The organism is Paraburkholderia sp., assembly GCF_024281035.1.
Classification (GTDB): Bacteria; Pseudomonadota; Gammaproteobacteria; order Burkholderiales; family Burkholderiaceae; genus Paraburkholderia.
On sequence record NZ_JAMXLH010000016.1, the window covers coordinates 39271 to 58383 of the forward strand.

Annotated in this window: 16 protein-coding genes and 2 pseudogenes; 12 read left to right on the plus strand and 6 right to left on the minus strand. The window is 53.0% G+C overall.

Going from position 1 to position 19113, the window contains the following annotated elements; translation table 11 throughout:
• Positions 1–59: 59 nt before the first annotated feature.
• The gene (locus Q0L30_RS03670; RefSeq protein ID WP_296651318.1) at positions 60–389 is read right to left on the minus strand and encodes a hypothetical protein; all 330 of its coding nucleotides are present in this window, start codon (positions 387–389) and stop codon (positions 60–62) included.
• Between Q0L30_RS03670 and Q0L30_RS03675 the strand changes: the two genes are divergently transcribed.
• From Q0L30_RS03675 to Q0L30_RS03700, 6 genes are all read left to right on the plus strand, one after another.
• Positions 388–1293, plus strand: coding sequence for a DUF4007 family protein (locus Q0L30_RS03675; RefSeq protein ID WP_296651321.1), 906 nt, complete (start codon positions 388–390; stop codon positions 1291–1293). The two genes, Q0L30_RS03670 and Q0L30_RS03675, sit on opposite strands and share 2 nt — an antisense overlap.
• Positions 1286–4717, plus strand: a complete 3432-nt coding sequence (locus Q0L30_RS03680) for a hypothetical protein (RefSeq protein WP_296651324.1) — start codon at positions 1286–1288, stop codon at positions 4715–4717. The genes Q0L30_RS03675 and Q0L30_RS03680 overlap by 8 nt, the downstream gene beginning before the upstream one ends.
• On the plus strand, positions 4710–5546 hold the full coding sequence (locus Q0L30_RS03685) for a phosphoadenosine phosphosulfate reductase family protein (protein ID WP_296651327.1): 837 nt from the start codon (positions 4710–4712) through the stop codon (positions 5544–5546). Before Q0L30_RS03680 ends, Q0L30_RS03685 begins: the two co-directional genes overlap by 8 nt.
• Positions 5547–5554: 8 nt before the next feature.
• Positions 5555–7927, plus strand: coding sequence for an ATP-binding protein (locus Q0L30_RS03690; protein WP_296651330.1), 2373 nt, complete (start codon positions 5555–5557; stop codon positions 7925–7927).
• On the plus strand, positions 7924–9888 hold the full coding sequence (locus tag Q0L30_RS03695; protein ID WP_296651333.1) for a hypothetical protein: 1965 nt from the start codon (positions 7924–7926) through the stop codon (positions 9886–9888). The genes Q0L30_RS03690 and Q0L30_RS03695 overlap by 4 nt, the downstream gene beginning before the upstream one ends.
• Before the next feature lie 156 nt (positions 9889–10044).
• Positions 10045–10593 carry a hypothetical protein gene (locus Q0L30_RS03700; protein ID WP_296651335.1) on the plus strand — a complete coding sequence of 183 codons (549 nt, stop codon included), beginning with the start codon at positions 10045–10047 and terminating at the stop codon, positions 10591–10593.
• Positions 10594–11149: 556 nt separating this feature from the next.
• On the opposite strand, the gene nhaA is transcribed toward Q0L30_RS03700, so the two are convergent.
• Complete coding sequence (gene nhaA, locus Q0L30_RS03705) at positions 11150–12382, minus strand: Na+/H+ antiporter NhaA (protein ID WP_296651338.1); 1233 nt, start codon at positions 12380–12382, stop codon at positions 11150–11152.
• Positions 12383–12519: 137 nt separating this feature from the next.
• Between nhaA and Q0L30_RS03710 the strand changes: the two genes are divergently transcribed.
• Together Q0L30_RS03710 and Q0L30_RS03715 are read left to right on the plus strand one after the other, a co-directional pair.
• On the plus strand, positions 12520–12939 hold the full coding sequence (locus tag Q0L30_RS03710; RefSeq protein ID WP_296651339.1) for a MarR family winged helix-turn-helix transcriptional regulator: 420 nt from the start codon (positions 12520–12522) through the stop codon (positions 12937–12939).
• Positions 12940–13078: 139 nt separating this feature from the next.
• The gene (locus tag Q0L30_RS03715; RefSeq protein WP_296651621.1) at positions 13079–14317 is read left to right on the plus strand and encodes a chloride channel protein; all 1239 of its coding nucleotides are present in this window, start codon (positions 13079–13081) and stop codon (positions 14315–14317) included.
• A gap of 1 nt (position 14318) precedes the next feature.
• On the opposite strand, the pseudogene Q0L30_RS03720 reads toward Q0L30_RS03715, so the two are convergent.
• Positions 14319–14570, minus strand: a pseudogene (locus tag Q0L30_RS03720) (NrsF family protein); the annotation flags it as partial.
• A 350-nt stretch (positions 14571–14920) separates the two neighbouring features.
• On the opposite strand from Q0L30_RS03720, the gene Q0L30_RS03725 reads away from it, so the two are divergent.
• On the plus strand, positions 14921–15424 hold the full coding sequence (locus tag Q0L30_RS03725) for a DUF4262 domain-containing protein (RefSeq protein ID WP_296651342.1): 504 nt from the start codon (positions 14921–14923) through the stop codon (positions 15422–15424).
• Between the two features lie 174 nt (positions 15425–15598).
• Here the strand turns inward: Q0L30_RS03725 and Q0L30_RS03730 are convergent, their stop codons facing one another.
• Positions 15599–15976, minus strand: a complete 378-nt coding sequence (locus Q0L30_RS03730; RefSeq protein WP_296651346.1) for a hypothetical protein — start codon at positions 15974–15976, stop codon at positions 15599–15601.
• Between the two features lie 501 nt (positions 15977–16477).
• On the opposite strand from Q0L30_RS03730, the gene Q0L30_RS03735 reads away from it, so the two are divergent.
• Entirely contained in the window at positions 16478–16732 is a 255-nt protein-coding gene (locus Q0L30_RS03735) for a hypothetical protein (protein ID WP_296651348.1), read from the plus strand.
• 98 nt (positions 16733–16830) lie between these two features.
• Here Q0L30_RS03735 and Q0L30_RS03740 read toward each other — a convergent pair whose 3' ends face one another.
• Positions 16831–17337 (minus strand): hypothetical protein, encoded by a 507-nt coding sequence (locus Q0L30_RS03740; protein ID WP_296651351.1) that lies wholly within the window; start codon positions 17335–17337, stop codon positions 16831–16833.
• A 299-nt stretch (positions 17338–17636) separates the two neighbouring features.
• On the opposite strand from Q0L30_RS03740, the gene Q0L30_RS03745 reads away from it, so the two are divergent.
• Positions 17637–18455 carry a hypothetical protein gene (locus tag Q0L30_RS03745; RefSeq protein ID WP_296651354.1) on the plus strand — a complete coding sequence of 273 codons (819 nt, stop codon included), beginning with the start codon at positions 17637–17639 and terminating at the stop codon, positions 18453–18455.
• Between the two features lie 82 nt (positions 18456–18537).
• A pseudogene (locus tag Q0L30_RS03750) lies at positions 18538–18672 on the plus strand (integrase core domain-containing protein); the annotation flags it as partial.
• A 60-nt stretch (positions 18673–18732) separates the two neighbouring features.
• On the opposite strand, the gene Q0L30_RS03755 reads toward Q0L30_RS03750, so the two are convergent.
• Complete coding sequence (locus Q0L30_RS03755; RefSeq protein ID WP_296651357.1) at positions 18733–18993, minus strand: AbrB/MazE/SpoVT family DNA-binding domain-containing protein; 261 nt, start codon at positions 18991–18993, stop codon at positions 18733–18735.
• Positions 18994–19113: the final 120 nt, after the last annotated feature.

The window sequence follows — 19113 nt, forward strand, 5'->3', positions numbered from 1 at the left end:
CCAGCCCCGCCATTGGGGATGGATGCAAGCGAAAAATTTGGTCTGAAATTGGTTTTGATTTACCTTACAAAAGGTAATTTTTTGGGCATTTTTTGACAAAAAGACGCCAAAAACATGCCAAATTTCTGCGCGATATGCTCTTGAAAGCGGCGTTTGCAGGTATCATGCGTGCCATGGCTGCGTATCTCGACAAAATCAAAGTTACCTCCAATGGGCGCATTTCCCTTGGGGGAGCTGCTATGCGGAACCTTGGGTTGCAAGAGGGGGATCTGCTTGAGGTATTTTTTGATGAGCGAGACATGAGCCTCGTCATCAAGAAGTCGCTGAAAGAGCCAGAGTCGGCTAAGCCAGACATAAACAAGCCAGTACGCAGAAGGAAGAAAGATCATGGCGCTCGATGAAATTAGAACGGAACGCTTTTCGGGCCATGAGTCGTTTTCATGCCGTTACGGTTGGTTGCCCAAAATCTACGAGGCAGTGACTAATTCTCCCGCTCAGCTCGAGACCGATGACCTGGCAACTCAGTGGTTGGGGATCGGGCGCAACATGGTCCGCTCAATCTGGTTCTGGGCTGAAGCGACAGAGATCATCAACATCGACGGCCAAAAGCGAACGCCAGGCCGGTTAGGGCGCCGCCTTTTGGATCCCAAACGAGGTTGGGATAAGTATCTCGAAAGGCTGGAGTCGACGTGGATGCTGCACTGGGCATTGTCTTTTGGTGCGAACCTGGCAGCTTGGAACTGCGTTTTCGGGACTCGCCGTTTGACTTATTTCACGCGCAGCAGCCTGAGGGGCGAAATTCGGCATCGAGCACGGTCGTTGGGAAAGACATTGGTTGACTCGACCATCGATCAGCATATTGCAGTGTTCTTGTCTTCATACGTCGCGCAGCCGGACGATGGCAAAGGCAGCGACGATAGTGTGTGGAGTCCTTTCCAGGAATTGAACCTGATCCAGCAGCGTGGTTCCGATAACGGTGAAATTATTTATAGTGCTGAAGACACGAGTCCGCTTGGCCTGACTGCGCGGGCCTACCTGTACTGCGTCCGTGATTATTGGTTGAGGCATTTCCTTGGGCAGCGGGTTGTGGCGATGTCTGCACTGACCTCAGTCGATGGAAGCCCTGGGTGTATTTTCAGATTATCGGATGAGGATTCTCGGCAATTGCTGTACGGTGCATCTGCGCTGACGGGCGGAGAAGTGGCATTGCAGGACACAATGGATACCCAGAACGTAATTGCAGATTGGAGCAACCCCGAAGTTACGGCACTCATCGGAGTTTGCCATGACTAATAAGTCGAAAATGCTGTCTGATGTTGTCCACGCGGCTGGTCGATATACGCGATCTGTTTCGATCGTCCGCGACTACTTTGACCCGTCCGCTTTGAATGGCTACATTGTTACGCCGACGGTAAACGAGGTTCTGGCGCGAGTCGGTGAGTCGCTTCGGGGCAAGGCTGTCCAGCGGGCATGGAAAATTATCGGCCCTTACGGGTCAGGAAAGTCGGCGCTTGGCCTGTTTATCGCTCATTTGGTTAACGGTAAGACCAGGGAGGCCAAGCAGGCACTGCAGATTTTGCGGGCGGCAAACGCATCTACGGCGTCCATTTACAGCCCTTCGCTTAATCTTCTGCCCATTTTTGTATCGGGCACGCGCGGAGCTTTTGTATATGAGGTGGCCAAGGCACTGTCAGCGACAGGAGCGCGAGTGTCTTCCTTGGGAAAACTTGACTTACAGGCCGGCACGTACAGAAAGGAAAGCCTGGCTGTGGCATTTCCCCGTTTGGTGGCAGACTTTGCAGCGGACGTGCAGAAGGCTGGCTATGCCGGAACGCTCTTCGTCGTCGACGAAATGGGTAAATTCATTGAGTACGCCTCCCTTAATCCTGAGGCCGGTGATCTGTATGCTTTCCAGCAGCTCGCCGAAATGACTTGTGGCACCGGCACGGAGAATATCTCTGTCTTGGCCATGCAGCATCAGCAATTCGAGGATTACGCGAATGCAGTTGGTCGTACCCTGTCGGATGAATGGGGCAAGGTGTCGTCCCGGTTCGAAGACATTGTATTTGAAGAGCCACTGGAGCAATGTGCCACGCTGATGGCTGACACTTTGATCCAGGATGTTTCCTCCCTAACGAAGTTGGGCATTCCAGCGGCATCCAAGTTACTTTACAAGGAATACTTCAAGCGTCAACGTATCGGTGGCGTTTCCGATGAGGCGGCTGAAACACTGGGACCGCGTCTGTATCCGCTCCATCCGGCAGCATTGATTGCAATTGCCTATATCTCAAAGCGCCTAGGCCAGAGCGAGCGCTCAATTTTCGCCTTCCTGAACGGCTCAGAGCCCTTCGGCTTCGGTGACTTCACTCGACATACCACGGCAAGCAAGGACAACTGGTTCCGCTTGTCCAATCTCTTCGACTATTTGGTGAGTGGGGGAGCGCTTCGCTTCCGGCATTTAGAGGCTAGTCGTCGTTGGGAATACACCCTAGCTCGCATTCATGCTTCGGTGTCCTTGTCAGAACGTCAAATTGACGTTGTTAAGACTATTGCCTTGGAGGAGTGCTTCGGGCCGTTCTCCCAATCCGGCTTGACGGCTGAAGGGTTGATGCTGACCATCGGCGCCGCGAACGGTGGCGCGATGGCCGAGGAGTTGGATGCACTGGTCGACATGGGTATTCTTCTGCGTCGCCAGTCCACCGGTGAATACGTACTACAGACGGATCGTGAGCTCAACATCGAGGCCCTGTATCAGGAAGCCATGCATAGCGTGAACCGCCATGCAGCCGCTATCAATGGTCTCCGGGATATCATCGCTCGCGCACGGACGGTGGCACATCGCCATTACCAGTCGACCGGCACTCTGCGCACGGCTCGTACCACTATTTGCCAGTTCGGCGACGTGGATTCGCTCCCCAATGTCGCCGATACGTCTGATGCAGATGGCGAGGTTGTACTCATACTATGCGACTCCAAACAGTTCTGTGCCAACCCTGAAAAGGCACTCAAGAAGCCTCAACTGCAGGATCGATTCCGCATGGTCCGGTTCGTTCTGGCTGATGAGAAGACGATGGAGCATTTGTTCCAGTTTGCATGCTGGAACTCCGTGTATGCCGGGATTTCCCGGCGCCAAGTGGATCCATGGGGGATCCGTTTTGTGGAGCAGCAACTTTCTGCCGCACGTCGTTATATTGAAGTGACTTTGGTATCCCAGCTTGAAGCCGATTCGTTCAAGATTTGCTCCCCTTGGTACTACGGAGGCGAGGAGATCAAGAGTTCGGACGCCCTGAATGCCAGCCAAGTTTGCTCCATTGTTTTTGATAAGCTCTATAGCGATACACCTGTTCTTAAGAACGAGTTAATCAACCGCAGGAAGCTATCCTCGGCAATCGTATTGGCTCGGCAGCGCCTGATCGAGATGGCTTTGGCAAATCCGAAGGATGCCATCTTCAGCATTGATGGCTATCCGCCTGAGCGGTTGATTTATGCATCTATCGCAGCCGCATCAGGATTGCACAGGGGAGGCGATGGATTTCAGTCTCTCGATGCGATAGACAAGTCTTGGAAGCCGGTTTTCTCGCTAATTTATGAGCGCCTCCAAGGTCTGGGTCGTGTAAATGTACAAGACTTGATCGCCGAATTGGCGGCACCGCCTATTGGTCTCAGAAATGGTCCTGCGGCCGTTGTGATCTCGTTATATATCGTGGGGTTCCAGCAGTCGATTGCGCTATTTGAGCGCAACACTTTCATCGCTGTGGTCACCATCGAGCATTTCACACGTATGTTCCGGAATCCAAAAAATTTTGAATTCCGACAGTTCTCGGCTGATCATAAAATCACTTCTATGCTGCAGACTTATGCGGCTATGCTGAATTCGGTGGGAGTTCAGACCACGGATGACATCGGCACTGCGGCGATCGCTCGAGAAGTCGTTCGTTGGTATTTGCGTCTACCTCAGTACGCCAAGGTGACCTCTTCCGCGTCACCATTGGCGAAGGATATTCGGGATGTAATTCGTAAGGCCGCCGATCCATCGGTCCTCCTCTTTGAGTCACTTCCAGATGTGGCTAAGCAACATGCGTCTACCGGTGTGGCTGATCCTATGCGGGCGATTCGTCAGGCCATGGCTGAGCTATCTACTACAGAGCGTCATCTAAGGAATCGCATCGTTGGCATGCTGGGTGTGGCGTTCTCCATCTCGGGGGATTTGGTCGCCGTACGACACCAGTTGATGCGGGAGTGCTCGGACAGAACCAATGAGCTGATTGACTTCAAACTCAAAGCCTTTGTGCTTCGTTGTGCAGATGCGGGACTGACCGATGAGCGCTGGCTTGAGTCCATTGCCAGCTTGCTGACCCAAAAGCCTCTGGATTCGTGGGAAGATACGACGCCTACGCTTTTCGAGAGTGAGGCTCGTGCCATGGCGACCCGCTTCCGCAAATGGGTCGGTTTGATGCTGCATAAGGGAAAGCAAAATGCGGCACCGTTTGCCCGCTTCCTGAGTGTAAGTGTTCTTGATGGCTCTGGGCAGGACAGGACCGAGATCGTTCCGACGACACCTCAGCTCGTAGAGGAAAGTGCCATCTTGGCGAAAGCAGTTCTCTCTCAGGCCCATGGAGATCCGGAGCGGGCGGTTGCGTTGCTGGCTACTGCACTGGCAGCTTTGGCAGAGGAAACTGACAAGTCTATGGATCAGGGGAAACTTAAACATGCCTGATACGCCCGAAGAAAAACCGGCACGCCACATTTTGAGTTTATCGGGTGGGAAAGACAGCGCGGCGTTGGCTATCTATCTGCGCGACCGAGTCGAGAACATGGAATACATGTTCAGCGATACGCAGAAAGAGCTCCCCGAAACCTATGAATACTTGGATCGGATCGAGGCATATCTGGGCAAGCCGATTGTCAGGCTGAACGCACTCGTTGGTTTCGATCATTGGTATGAGATGTATGGAGGCATGATCCCGTCCAATCACCGCCGGTGGTGCACTAGGGCATTGAAGCTGAAACCCTTCGAGGATTATGTCGGAGAAGACCAAGTGTTCAACTATGTTGGCCTTCGTGCTGACGAGGATCGTCAAGGCTACATTAGTCACAAGCCGAACATCACGCCTGTTTACCCATTTCGCGAGCATGGACTGAAGCTGAAAGACATTGAGGGAATTCTCCGCGATTCGGGTATCGGCATGCCCCCATATACGAAATGGGGACGCACTCGATCGGGATGCTACTTCTGCTTTTACCAGCAGAAAATCGAATGGGTTCGGCTGAAGGAAACGCACCCCGGCCTCTACGAGCAGGCGAAAGCGTATGAGCGCCCCTATGAAAAGACCGGTAATTTTTTTACCTGGAGCAATGGCGAGAGCCTTGCCGAGCTAGAGCAACCGATCCGGATGGAGCAGATTAAACGCGAGCATGCTATTCGCATTGAGCGAAATTTGCAGCGACGAGAGAATGCTACGCTTCTGGAGGTTTTTGGGGAGCACGAGTCTGTGGATCAGCCGGATGATGACGAAGATCAAGGCTGTCTTGTTTGCCAACTTTAGAGGGAAAAATGGCATTTAAGATAACAGCTAGAACCATATTGCACCTTGGGGCCGATTTAATATCTTCCGATGCGGTAGCTCTCTACGAGCTTATTAAGAATGCAATTGATGCAAAATCGAAGAATGGCGTTGATATTTCATTTGAAATCCTAATCAAAGAATCTGATTTTTCAGCTTTTATAGCGAAAGCTGAAGATGCTGCGGATGAGGACATTCCGCAATTGAAATTAGAACTCTTCGATCAGTTACTGCCTGATGCGCCTGATGAGTTGATCAGCCAATTCTCAGAGATTGTAAGCAAAGCAAGAACCACAGAGGAATTTATTTCGGCCGCACGAGTCGGATACCGGGATTGCAACCGAATTATTGTTTCTGACACTGGTCACGGCATGACCTTGGATGAGTTGTCAGATATTTATCTGACCATCGGGACGACTCACCGTACCAACGAAGTCAAAAAAGCCCTTGCTTCAAGCATGGAGAAAACCCCTTATCTAGGCGAGAAAGGAGTCGGTCGGCTTTCCGTGATGCGATTGGGCCGCTGTGTGCGGATTGAAACGTGTTCGGAACGCGATGACCGTTGGAATATTCTCGATATAGATTGGGATCGATTCGCGGATGCATACGATAAGCCCGCGAGCAGCGTTGAGCTGGTGCCTACTAAAGGACAGAAGAAAACCATTAGTTCTGGAACTCGGATCATTATCACGAATCTCAGTTCTTCTTGGACGCAGCAGCGTCTTGCAGGCATCGCTCAAGAGCAGATATCCAAGATTGCGGATCCTTTTTCCATAGCCGAGAAACGTAAATTCAGCATTCGGTTGAAGTTCAATGGAATGCCTATTGACCAGTCGCGGAACATCGCAGATCTGTTCCTCAAGAGTGCCCATGCCGTTTGTACTGGCGATTACACATTGCAAAATGGTATTCCCCAGTTGAGAATCACGATGAATTCGGACTTGTACGAGGGGCCGCCGACAGAATATATTTTTGATCTCAACGATCTTAAAGGTATGGCTGGTTTGAGAGATTTGGGCCAACCAAGTTCAGTTCTTCGCAGTCTTGGTCCTTTTAAATTTCAGCTCTACTGGTTTAATCGACAACGCCTGAAGGCAGTTCCTGATCTGGGGGAGCGTGAAGCAGTCCGCAAACTTGTGAAGGCTTGGGCAGGTATTTGTTTATTCCGAGATGGTTATCGTGTGCTCCCATACGGCGATGAGGGAGATGATTGGCTGGGATTGGACCGAGAGGCGCTGGCGGCGGGGGGATACAAGCTTAATACCAAGCAGCTAATCGGTCGTGTCCAAATCGGTCGCATTACCAATCCTGCTCTTTTGGATCAGACAAATCGTCAAGGTCTTACTGATTGCCCTGAGAAATCGGCGCTTATCAAATTACTGTGGGATGTGATTTCAGAAAAATGGCATACCTACTTAAATGATTCTGGTGCTGCCCAAAAGATGAAGGATGCCTTGGGTTTCGATCCCCAGAAGGAATCTGCGGTAGTTTCGTCGCTGGAATCCAGAACGAAAGTTGCATTAAAGGCAATACGGAAGAATTTCTCTGGCGATACTGCGCTTCTCCAGCAAGTTACGGAGGCTTTAACCGAGATCAAGGATGCACATGAGAAAGCCGTTGCTCGAATAGGCGCGATAGAGGAAGAAAAGGAGCGTCTCACGCAACTGGCAGGCATTGGTTTGATGATCGAAGTAATTGCCCATGAGTTAGCTCGTTCAACGGAGTTAACCCAGAAGACATTGAAATCGGTCAAGCGTCGAAAAGTGGATTCAGAGACAGCATCGGCGTTTCAAGTGTTGAGCACGCAAATCAAGATCATTCAGAAACGCCTGCAAACGCTGGAACCCCTTTCTATCACTGCTCGCCAAAGACGAAGTGAGCATCGCCTTTCCGCCATCGTGTCGTATGTGCTGGAAGCGCATAACGCGCAGTTCGAACGTCATGCAATCGACGGTTCGATCATGCACGATAGTGATTTAAGTGCAGAGGCCTTTGTGATAGAAGGTAACGTTGTCCAGATTATTGAGAATTTGATACATAACTCCGTCTACTGGTTGGAAATGAAGAAGGATGAACATGTTTCTTTCGAGAAGCGTATCGAAATAAAAATTCTTTCATCTCCCCCCAGAATTCAGTATTTTGATAATGGACCAGGTATTCCTGTGCAACGTGCTCAGTCGGTGTTCGAGCCATTTTTCTCAACAAAATCAGGCACTCCGTCAAGACGAAAGGGTCTGGGTTTATATATCGCGCGCCAGAATGCCGAGTTGCTGGGAGGGACACTTGAGCTCATAGAGGAGGGAAACGTGCATCCTAACCGCTTCAATACGTTTGAGCTTAGCTTGGTGGAGAAACCCGAGTGAGTCTGCAACAAATTCTGCAAAGAGCCAATATCACGTGTGCCCACATTATCGATGATGCTTTTGATAGTGCGCCGACCGAGCCATTTGGGAGCGACGAGGCGCAAACATTGATTGATAATTTGGTAGATGACCATTTCGACGAAATCGTTCAGTTCTTGAATTGTCAAAACGAGGCGGGTCTTCTGGCAGCCCTGCAGGATATCGAAGAGGTACAACGCCTATTCAAGAATCGCCGTAATTTGAGTCCTCACTGTGATGGATGGTTTGAGGAATTTTTGACTGATCGGAAAGAGAAGAAAACGATGCTCCGACCACTGATCAGGCTGCTTCAAAAGAGCGGTGTGAAATGTGTCAAATTTGGGGCAGATTATCGTGTTCACCGTCAGAGTCCTGAGCCGCAGCTTGTATTTGTTGATTTGCGGCTGATCAATAATGTTGTGAGGGTTAACGCAGATGCTGCTATCCAAATCTATAAAAAACTAAAACATCGATTTAAAGATTGCATCCCATTTGTTTTTCTTATGTCGAGCTTGGAGTCGCTGGGTGACCATAGGGATCAATTTTGGAAAGAGGCCGGCGTTTTTCTTACTCAATTTGATTCCATACAAAAAGATATTTTCAAGCACAGGGCTGAACTGACATCTATTATCGGCTCATATTCGAGCGCCCTACCACGCATACGTGCGTTACATCAGCATATTGATCAGCTTGAAAGTTCTATTGCAACCGCTGGTAAGCGTATCAGGGAAAAAGTCCGCTCGCTAGATATGGCAGACTATTTTGTGTTGCATAGAAATACGATCGCTGCTGAAAAAACTGACCTCGGGACGTACGTGTCAGGGCTTTTGCTTGAATATACATTATTCGAGATCGAAGGCTCTGAAGAAATTTGGAAATTTGCGAAAGATCTTGAAGGGTGGGAGTTGAAGGATCTGCCGCGGTCACGGTTCAGCTTAAAGCCTGCTGCATTAGATATTTATAGCGGGAACATCGTCCATGCCAATGCTCTGTTGACGTGGGAGGAGACGAGGGAGAAGGGACCTAAGCAGGGATACTTCCATTTGGGAGATATTTTTTTCAAGGCTGAGGAGATGAAAAATTCTCAGGCTACGCCCAAGTCTGCTCTCGTTCTTTTAACACCTGCTTGCGATTTGGCTAGACCGGAAGATCTACGCGGTCGATCTATGTTTCTTTGTGAAGGCGCAGTGGAAAAAATTAAGCCAGCGAGTAAGCTAACTGCCCATGATGGATTGCCAAATACCATCCTCGTCCATCCGAATAAACCGGATGAGAAGCTGCAAATTCTCTGGAATAAGCAGAAAGTTCAGGTTTGGAGTGTGAGCGGAATTGATTCGTTCAAGGGGGATAATCCACCTTGGCTGAGAGTTGGTCGATTGAGGCCAATCTATGCACATCAATTGCAGCACACCCTGATGAACAATATGAGTCGCATAGGGACTCAGCGTGCTCCAGACAGGCTCAATCCTCATGGCATTGAGGTACTGGTTGCTAAGGGTAATAAATGGCATGCGCTTGATAGCAAGAGCCTGAAAGATTCCGCAGCAGCGGCAACTGCCCTGAGCGGAGATGGAAGTCATATTCTTTATATTATCGATGATGCTGTTGTTGGGAGAGTTCGGCGCCACTTGGAAAAGTGGATAAAGAATAACGGCAAAGAGGTGGCTGCCGTAGTTTTAAAGGAGATATTAAAGCAGCCTAGTTGGTCAAAAGCACTGCTCTACTGTGACCATCCAATTCAGCAGAATGAATCCAAGAACCCTGCGGGGAAAGATGCATTCCCAATTGCAGATTTGAATGGTATTCAAGATTCTTGCAAGAATGCGATCGTGATTACTACAAGTAATCATCAGTCACCCTATAGTTCTGCGACAGGCGGTGGTGGCCGAGATGCCACTACTCAACCTGCCGTTCTCGTCTTCAAATTTGTCCGGCCGACCTAGTTATGTTTTATCAATTGGCTGATCGATGGAACAACGCTGCTATACAGCGGACGACCAATGTGATAATCGCAGGGTGGAGCTGTCGCAGAGGTCAATCGAGGCGATTGAATGCGTTATGTATAGACTTTGATCAACTTCTCGTTCAGATTTACCGGTTTGGACAAGGTTGCCGATAATAATGAGTCGGCCGGTGACGGCAAGCTAGTAAAACATTCGGTGCGAAAACGCCCTGCGCCGTCCTGTAACAGGAAGGCACACTACACATACGGGGTTCAAATGCTGGTAATTAAATTGATATTGGTAGTTTCGGTGCTCGTAGCTTTTTTCTTGAGTATCGCAAAGTTCAACAATCACTGCGCATCGAAATTTGGCCATGCTTTTTTTACCAAGCGTGCCTTTTATATTACCGCAGCTGCAATCGGAGTGTATGCAGTTGGCGAACTGTGGCGGAATTCAGCGCAGCAGTCTCACGCAGATACTTTGAACGGAATAGTGCTAATGATTGTCGGTGGCTTGATCGCTGCGTGGTTGGTGTTTGATAACGTAAGGCGAACTGACCCGCTGTATGGGATTGCAGGTTCAGCAGCGTCGCTAGGCCTGTTCTCCGTACTTGCCTGGGTCTGGCTGCCGTTGATGGCGATTGGCCTCATTTGCTACTTCCTGATGCTGATGTCAGCTAAACCGGTTTACGTCGTGAACCGTTGATCAAGGGATCGACGTATATCGGAAAGCGACAGGTACCGCGGCAAGTTTGCGGTCCGCAGCAGATGCTAGCCACGGCGGGGAGGCGACGTCGTGACAACTTATGCTTTATTCTGCGGTCAGGATATGCTTGACGGCACAGAAGTTGTGCCGTCAAGCATAACCTGTCGTTTACGACAGGTTATGCTTGATTGCTCGATGCGCCATCTTATGGTTGACTGCCCGTTTGGCGGGCTTTTCGGCCAATCAGTGTAGTTATCTTCTTCAATCCCGCCGCTAAATAGCCTGCTTCTCCGGACAGGTTATGCTTGATTTTGATCCGTTGCGACAGGTTATGCCTTACGGCTTCTTGTGAGGTCGTTAGGGCGGCGTGATTGCGGCCGACCGCGTCGGGCAGTAGTCGGCTATCAGCCGACATCTACCTGATATCGGAAGATTCCATATGTCGGACCGCTCCTGACCGGTTTACGGCCTGTCCTTGCGTGCCAGTTCGGGGGCGACTGGTGGCGGCGGATAACACGCAGTGTCGATGTCTGATCACTCTTCATCCAGAGAGCCGTCACACTTTCGTGCGTAGAAGACCCCAGGCGATTCCGAGCCCGCCCGAAATCCCCGAGCCTAGCAACACGCCGAATCGGGCGACGTCGACCATGGCTTCATCAGAAAATGCGAGCATCGCAACAAAGACCGACAGCGTGAAGCCAATGCCGGCCAGTAAAGCCGCAAGTCCGATGCCTCGCCACGAAACGCCGCACGGCAGTCGGCATGCACCGAGCCGGACCAGTAGCCAGCTCACGCCGAATACACCGAGCGGCTTGCCGGCCACGAGCGCCAACACGATTCCGGTCAGGACCCACGGCGCGGGTCCGGTTCCGACATTCAGTTTTGCGAAGCTCACTCCCGCGTTGGCGAGCGCAAACAACGGCACGATGGCGTAGGCAACCCACGGATGTAGCGCCCACTCGATTCGCAGTGCTGGTGGCAAGTACTCGCGCTGCCCCACGCGGCGCTGGATCGGTACCACTGGCATCAGCAACCCGAGCACCACGCCGGCCAGCGTCGGGTGCGCGCCGCTCACGAACAATCCGAACCAGACTACCGCGCCGGGAATGACGTAAGCTGGCGCTGATCCGACGCCGAGTCGCTGCAACGCAATGACGATGACGATACCCGCGGCAGCGACCGCAAAACCGGAGTAATGCAGACCGGACGAGTAGCAGAACGCAATGACGAGTACGGCAATGATGTCGTCGACTATCGCAAGCGTCAGCAGAAAGACCCGCACGTTACCCGGGATGGAGCGGCCGAGCAGCGCGAGCACTCCGACGGCGAAGGCGATGTCGGTTGCGGTGGGGACTGCCCAGTCACTGATATCGCCCGATCGACGGTTCACCGCGAAGTAGATGAGCGCTGGAACCGTGACACCGCCGATGGCGGCGGCCAGCGGTAGCATGGCCTGCCGGACATCGCTCAGTGCGCCGTCATGAATTTCGCGGCGAATCTCGACGCCTGCCACGAGGAAGAAAACTGTCATCAGCCCATCGTTGATCCAGAAGTGCAACGGGCGACCGAATGAGTAACGGCCGGCGCTGAAGGTGACAGGCGTTTCCCAGAGCGCGTGGTAGCTGTGCGCGAGCGGGGAGTTGGCCCAGATGAGCGCAGCGAGGGTGGCGACCAGCAGCACGATTCCGCTGGCTGCTTCGACGTGAAGATAGTATTCGAGCGCTGTGAAAGCCTTGCGGGCGATGCGCCCGGCGCGCAGCGGCTGCGGGGGTGTCGGATTCTGTTGCATGGGCGTGAGATATCCTGCGTGGCGGCGCGACCATCGCAGAGACCTGTCCCGCCGCGGAATGCAGCCGACACCCAATTGCCCTACAGTCTATCAACGCGCCCGCAATGGAAAGACCAGCAATTCACAAAGGACAAAATATGGGTTCACACAAGCCTTCGAAGCGCGCGCCAGTGGACAAATGCGATCTCGAAGCGATGTCAGCTTTCCGTCACGACCTCCGCAAGTTTCTGCGAGCGTCCGAGGAGATCGCGAATGCGGCAGGGATCACGACGCTCCAGTATCAGCTGCTGTTGCACGTACGCGGCTTTCCCGATCGGCAATGGGCGACTGTCGGTGAACTCGCGGAAAGGCTGCAGGCCGCACCCAACGGCACGGCATCGCTCGTCTCGCGCTGCGAATCGGCTGGGCTCGTGACGCGCAGGACCGATTCTTCCGATCGTCGCCAGGTGCAGGTGCATCTCACGCCGAAGGGCGAGGCACTGCTGCTTGAACTCGCGGCGGAGCACAAGGCGATCTACGGCGCGTTCGACTGGGTGTTCGCCAACGCGGCCGAATAGGCGTCATTCAGCGTCGGCAGGTGCAGTTATGTCACAATGTGCCTCAACACACATTTCCAGCCTGCATTCCGTGCGTTTTTCCTCCATTTTCAGTCGATCCCGGTTGCTGCGCCATCAGCGCCGCTGGCTCTATTTCGGTATGTTCTGGCTTGGCGCCATTGCCACCGGGCTCGTTGCGGTCCTGTATGCAAGGCTGATCGATGTTGGTTACGACACATTCATGCAGGTGGCGGCCCGCTATCCGTGGCTGCCGCTCATCGTGACGCCCGCCGTCGCGGCACTCGGAGTCTGGATGACGCGGCGATGGTTTCCGGGTTCGGAAGGCAGCGGCATTCCGCAGGTCATCGCCACGCTGCACGACACGCGCGAGTTTGGTCCGCGTCTGCTGACCCTGCGTATTCTCGTCGGCAAGATCGCGCTGTCGTTCCTCGCGATTCTCGGCGGCTTCACGATCGGGCGCGAGGGGCCGACCATCCATGTCGGCGCCGCGCTCATGTACTCGCTTCGGCGCCTTTATCCGACGCGCCTCCTTAGTGTGCATCGCGTCGGGCTCGAGCACCGGCTTGCGCTTGCGGGCGCCGCTGCGGGTTTGTCGGCGGCATTCAATGCGCCGCTCGCGGGTGTCGTGTTCGCGATCGAGGAACTCACGCGCAGCTTCGAGGCAAAGACCAGCGGCGTCATCATCACGGCAATCATCTTTGCCGGCGTCGTTTCGCTAGGGCTGCAAGGCAATTACGTCTATTTCGGCACGATCGTCATTGGCGGCAAACTGCCCGATCTGCTTGTCGTGGCGGTCGTGCTGGTGGGCGTGATTTCCGGTATCGCGGGCGGCGTTTTCTGCTGGCTGCTGCTCAACACTGCACGCTGGATGCCGGCGTGGCTGTTCGCGCTGAGGAAAGACCGGCCGGTCGCGTTCGGCGCGGCGTGTGGCCTGTTTATCGCCGTTATTGGCGTCGCGAGCGGCGGGCACCTTTTCGGCAGCGGCTACACCGAAGCGCGAGCCATGCTCGAAGGCCGGGCGCAGCTCGGTGCGGCTTATCCGCTGCTAAAGATGGCGTCGATGGTCGGCTCGTATCTGCCGGGCACGCCTGGCGGCCTCTTCGCACCGTCGCTCGCGATCGGAGCCGGCATTGGCAACGCGCTGCACATGGTGTTCGGGCAAATGCAGTTGCCGATGCTGATCGCGCTCGGCATGGTCGGCTATCTCGCCGCCGTGACGCAAAGCCCGATTACGGCGTTCGTTATCGTCATCGAAATGATCAACGGGCACGCGCTGGTGATCTCACTGATGGCCACTGCGCTGGTGTCGAGTCAGGTTTCGAAGCTCTTCGCGCCGCCGCTTTACGAGGCGTTGGCGCAACGCTATCTCATGCACTGACTCACCATGGCAGCAGTCGTGGCCCTGGCCTCGCGCCAATGGCGGCGGGCAGCAACATACCGATCACGTACCGCATGCTCCAGAACGCCGGGCTCATCTCAGGACAATGGATACAGTACGCGACGGTCGCGAGCGCGCTCCACAGCAGCACCGCCGCGGTGCCGGCTGTACGCGGCCGGGTGGGCGCGAGACCGCTCACCGCCCAGAATACGGCTGGAGAAACGGGCACTGAAAGCAGGACAATATTGAGGGGGGCAGGTCCGTAGGAATGTATCGTCGTTGATCATTTCACTGAAATCGACGCGAAAAATTGGTCTCGACATCGTGCCAGCGCCACTTACTGTTCGAGGCGAAGTGGCCATTCTACGTTTATCGCGACGGCCATTTGAGCGATTCTCCTAAGAATTGCCTGCGGCCTATGGGAAGCATCGATCGCCGTATGAACGATCGGCCGCCGGGTAACACCTTATGCCAATAGAATAGATGCGCCCTGTGGCAACTGGACGAGTGCGAACTATCGGTCGGCGTACGGCCAGGAGCGGTCAGTCGACATACCTGCGCAGATCGTCGACCATCTGCCGATCGAAGCCGGGGTTCCAACCTATGCGACCAGACATTGCAACTGCCTTAGACGCACCCGATTCGGTGCTTGACGAACAAGAACAAAGCTTTGTTCAAAGCATCCGGCAACATGGATGGTTTCGCACGCAAATTTTTGCAGAATCCAACTATCCCGAGTTCTCTTTCACAACGGGGTTCTGGGTAGGACACGGGTTCCCGGAGGTCATAGTATTCTCGATGCCATCAAACATTGCTCACGATGTCCTTTGGCAAATCTACCGGATGATCTCCACCGGATCACCGCCACCCATTGGCGAGCTGACATCGACGATATATGCCAATTCGGATGCGTTGCTGCTGCCCGTAGCCAGGAAGCACTACCAAGATCATCTTGGATGGAATCGTTGGTTTTATGGGAGTGACGAATTTCCATGCCTGCAACTGCTCTGGCCGAGCAAGGAGGGGATATTTCCCCGACATCCCGATGCAGGCGAAGCTTTGAATCTTGCTCAACCTGATCTGTCGTGCAGTTCATCATTCAGTTGATATTCGGCGCGGCCATGCGGGTTGCAAGACGGTGGTCGTCGGCATTGGGACAGAGGTCGGCCAGGAAGAGACATTCGACATAGCCACCGAGATCGCCAACGACCATCTTACTGAAGTCTTGAGCCCTGCCGACGGCGAATATCGCAGTTGGCAGGGCTCAATGCTACTGCGACATTACACCTGACGGAGGCGCATTTCTTCCAGTCTCGATGTCAAGAGTTCATATTTCTGTTGAGAGGTATCTGCCAACGCCTCATCGCGAGTAGACAGAGTGTCGTCATATGGTATCGGTTCAGCAAACTGGCGTACCGTTAAATCCCACTTCTTTCCGTCGATCAGATTGTAGAAGTGCTTACCACCGGATGTCCGTGTAGTGAGAATCTGACCGCCGAAATAGTCATGGACGACGAGCGAGGTAATGCTGCAATGATTCTGCGCCGGATTCGATGGTGACCAAGCGTCGGTTGGACTTGATGTGTCTCCCGCCCAGATGCGTGAAATCGCCCTGTACAAGTCAATGGGTGTCGCAAAAGTTTTCGATACAGTAGTCATCTGATTTTGCTCTCTCAGTAAACCGACAACCGATGGAACGCTCAAAAGCAAAAAGCCCCATCGTTGCCGACGGGGCTTCGAAGCGCATGTCGCTACGAATTTTTAGCGCATGCACGTCCCCATCGGCAGTCCTGAATGGGAATGCGAATGATGGTGAATCGCGAGGGCGATGGACGTGAAGGCTTGCATGGGTAAAGAGTCTGCCTCCAATTATTAAACCCGTCAATGGAATGTTTTATATGCTGTTGACTTCGCAAAGTGGCCTAATCATTGATTGAGATCCGTCTACCGTGCTTTCCTGTACGTGATATACAGGGCACTGATGTCCGCTTCGGACCGTACTGGATGTCGCGTATGGGTCGTTTTATGCCTTTCACATAGTTCGCTGTCTATCGGTCCAAGTCAAAGCGGCGTGAGGCGCATTTCGGCCAGAAGCAGTCGCTCGACCTCGGCGGCCAGTCCGTTGACAATGCGGCTGTGGAGGACGTCGAGAGCGGAGATATGGACAAAAATCGAGAGTTTTTGCTGCCGTTCGGAATCGACCTCAGGGTTGAGGGCGGTATCGCAAGTATCGAATCCCACTTGCCGGAATCGCTTCCTAGTTATAGCGACCCCGTTGAAAACGGGCGCATCGTTGGGGTCGTCGAAGGCGTCGAGCAATTGTTGCTTTCGCTCGCGCGCGTCGGTATCGATTTATCCAATCCACAGTTCACGCAGGCAATCCATGACTGCGTAGCCAACTTGCAATCTGGCTGATCGGCAGACGGTGATGTTCGGCCATAAGGGGAAGCTCACAGCGAGGGCCTTGATCGTCAACAATCACCCGCTCGACTTAACACAGACTCCACCAATCTCTAACGGGCGAGCAGACCGGCGTCTTGCCAAACGTCCTCGTAACCTTCGGCGATAAGGAATCGCCATCCGGCTGGAAGTGCAAGGTATGGCAGGACAAGCGGGGCCCATTGCTTGAGATGCGCTCCGTGCAGCGGTACGAAGAAATCTGGGTCTTCGGAAAATGTCTCACCTCCCCAGATGAACCAGCCAGTGGTCCCCGGGTCCGAATCGATTCGCAAGCCGTTCAGCGGACGAACTCCGCTTTTCACGTTCAATGACACACTCACTTTCAGATGCATGTCGCATTCGGTGAACTGGGTGTTGAATCGATCACATACGGCGTGTTGTTCTTCGGTTAATGTCGGGTACATTTTAAAATATCCGCCCTTCGAGAAGGGCTGCTCGCTCCCAGCAGGAGCGTAGTATCTCAGAAGCCCGGCGCGGGTCTCCACCGAACAAACGTCGGAAACGAAACGCCCTTCAAAAAGGCCGCAAAAATCTCGATGACCTGCGTCGACATGAACCATTCATCGGAACGCATCGGAATGTTTCCCGCCCGAAACGCCAATATGGTTCCGTCCGGGAAAACCGGATTGGGCTTGTCGTGGAAGGCTCTTGAACGCGTCCTCGTGCCGGCATCAAAATGTTCGACCATGCAAGTGACACCGCCTCCTGCAATCTGCACGTAACTTCCGCTTTCATTCGTCAGAGAGGAGTACGAAGACGGCCCGTAAGTGTGCTTGCTGTTTCTCGATATCTAAATGGGTGTAATTTTATTTATTTCGCCGTGAAGGTATTGCGTTATAATTACTCGGTTTGAAGGAATATGAAGAACGAGAAAATCGAAGAAGAACTCGTGAGAAAAACTGCATTGGATTGGCCTTGGGCAGTCATTGTCTCCATTGTTGGTTTATTTCTCGCTGGTGTTGCTTACTCACTCGGTGATGCGTATTACAATGCCTATCTTAAGGCGTTTTCTGTCGATCCGGGCGGCTTCCCTGCGGACCATCCTACCCATTTTGTGCTTGCGGTTTGGGGTGCACTTAACGCGACCATCGCGCTAGAAAAGTGGATGCATGATAAAGGGCTGGTGTTAGCTGAATTTTTCGTCTTTATTGTTGTCTATCTCGCACTGGTGTATTCTGGATTAAAAGTTTTGTCTATTTTAAATCCACTTCGTGCTGTAACTGATGGGCGCGTGCAGAATTTCGTCAAAAAATATCCATATTTTAGGCGATTCATAAATACGGTGGTTATTGTAATTCTTTTGATTTTAGGGGTGTTTCTCGCTGCTATTGGTATCCCTCCAGTGATCTCAATTCCATCGGCGGTCGGTGAGGCAGCGGGTGAGGTCGTTGCAAATAACGACAAGCATGACCTCAATCGAGACTGCGGTAAGTCGACTGCAAAATGCTACCGCGTCGAAAAGAATGGGGTGCAATTGGGGCAAGGATATGTCATTGCGCAGTCAGCAGACCGAGTCGCTCTGTACTACAAGGGCGCTACGACTCAGGTTTCGCTGAAGGATGCTGTGGTGCGAACGATCGATGGCTTTGCGACCACCGCTCCTGTCGCGTCGGCGGTTGCCGCTGTATCGGCGTCGGTAGCATCGCCGGCATCCGGAACCGCGACCGTACGGCGCTAGAGACGTTTGCCGGCGAAACCTGTGGCTCGTGTGGAGCGCCACGTTAGTGAAGGCGGCTGCAGTTGAGTCAAGGAAGATGGCAGTGCTGCTAAGTCCCGCCGACCTCAAACAGGCGGCAAAGTTGGTCGAACAATCAGTGCGCATCTACAACTACGAGCGGCCACATACCGCCCTCAAATGCAAAGCGCCCGATGCGGTGCATCGGGCGTTTCCTTGAAAACTACTGTCAACTTATTCCAGGACAGGTCAACAAAATTTGCTTAACGGCACAACTTGTCTATCGTTGTGTGGAGAATCCTTGCTCGGCGATGGTTCGATTCATGTCATCGATCGACACCATTTGGGTGCTCTTCTTAACTATGCCCTTGAGCAACGAGAGTGAGCGCGTGATCGGATACACCTCGTATCGACCCGTTGCGTCGTTAAAGCTGAATTCGATCCTGTCGCCGGGCTTGAGGCCAAGGCGGTTACACATTTCCACTGGAATCGCTACCTGGCTCTTCGATGTGACGGTTGCTGCTTCATCGTGCCGCTCCATTTTTCTACTTTAGTGTAAGGGAGATAGGGCAGCAAAGGCTAAGTGAAACGTGTCACTCCACCGACGACATCAGTAGGAAAGCGCGAGGTATGGGACCATAGGTGCTGTCACGACAACTTA

Excerpts from the sequence above, each read along its gene's own strand:
- Q0L30_RS03675 (WP_296651321.1), top strand. The coding sequence starts at position 388 with ATGGCGCTCGATGAAATTAGAACGGAACGCTTTTCGGGCCATGAGTCG.
- Q0L30_RS03670 (WP_296651318.1), bottom strand. The coding sequence starts at position 389 with ATGATCTTTCTTCCTTCTGCGTACTGGCTTGTTTATGTCTGGCTTAGC.
- Q0L30_RS03680 (WP_296651324.1), top strand. The coding sequence starts at position 1,286 with ATGACTAATAAGTCGAAAATGCTGTCTGATGTTGTCCACGCGGCTGGT.
- Q0L30_RS03685 (WP_296651327.1), top strand. The coding sequence starts at position 4,710 with ATGCCTGATACGCCCGAAGAAAAACCGGCACGCCACATTTTGAGTTTA.
- Q0L30_RS03690 (WP_296651330.1), top strand. The coding sequence starts at position 5,555 with ATGGCATTTAAGATAACAGCTAGAACCATATTGCACCTTGGGGCCGAT.
- nhaA (WP_296651338.1), bottom strand. The coding sequence starts at position 12,382 with ATGCAACAGAATCCGACACCCCCGCAGCCGCTGCGCGCCGGGCGCATC.
- Q0L30_RS03710 (WP_296651339.1), top strand. The coding sequence starts at position 12,520 with ATGGGTTCACACAAGCCTTCGAAGCGCGCGCCAGTGGACAAATGCGAT.
- Q0L30_RS03715 (WP_296651621.1), top strand. The coding sequence starts at position 13,079 with ATGTTCTGGCTTGGCGCCATTGCCACCGGGCTCGTTGCGGTCCTGTAT.
- Q0L30_RS03725 (WP_296651342.1), top strand. The coding sequence starts at position 14,921 with ATGCGACCAGACATTGCAACTGCCTTAGACGCACCCGATTCGGTGCTT.
- Q0L30_RS03730 (WP_296651346.1), bottom strand. The coding sequence starts at position 15,976 with ATGACTACTGTATCGAAAACTTTTGCGACACCCATTGACTTGTACAGG.
- Q0L30_RS03735 (WP_296651348.1), top strand. The coding sequence starts at position 16,478 with ATGGACAAAAATCGAGAGTTTTTGCTGCCGTTCGGAATCGACCTCAGG.
- Q0L30_RS03740 (WP_296651351.1), bottom strand. The coding sequence starts at position 17,337 with ATGGTTCATGTCGACGCAGGTCATCGAGATTTTTGCGGCCTTTTTGAA.
- Q0L30_RS03745 (WP_296651354.1), top strand. The coding sequence starts at position 17,637 with ATGAAGAACGAGAAAATCGAAGAAGAACTCGTGAGAAAAACTGCATTG.
- Q0L30_RS03755 (WP_296651357.1), bottom strand. The coding sequence starts at position 18,993 with ATGGAGCGGCACGATGAAGCAGCAACCGTCACATCGAAGAGCCAGGTA.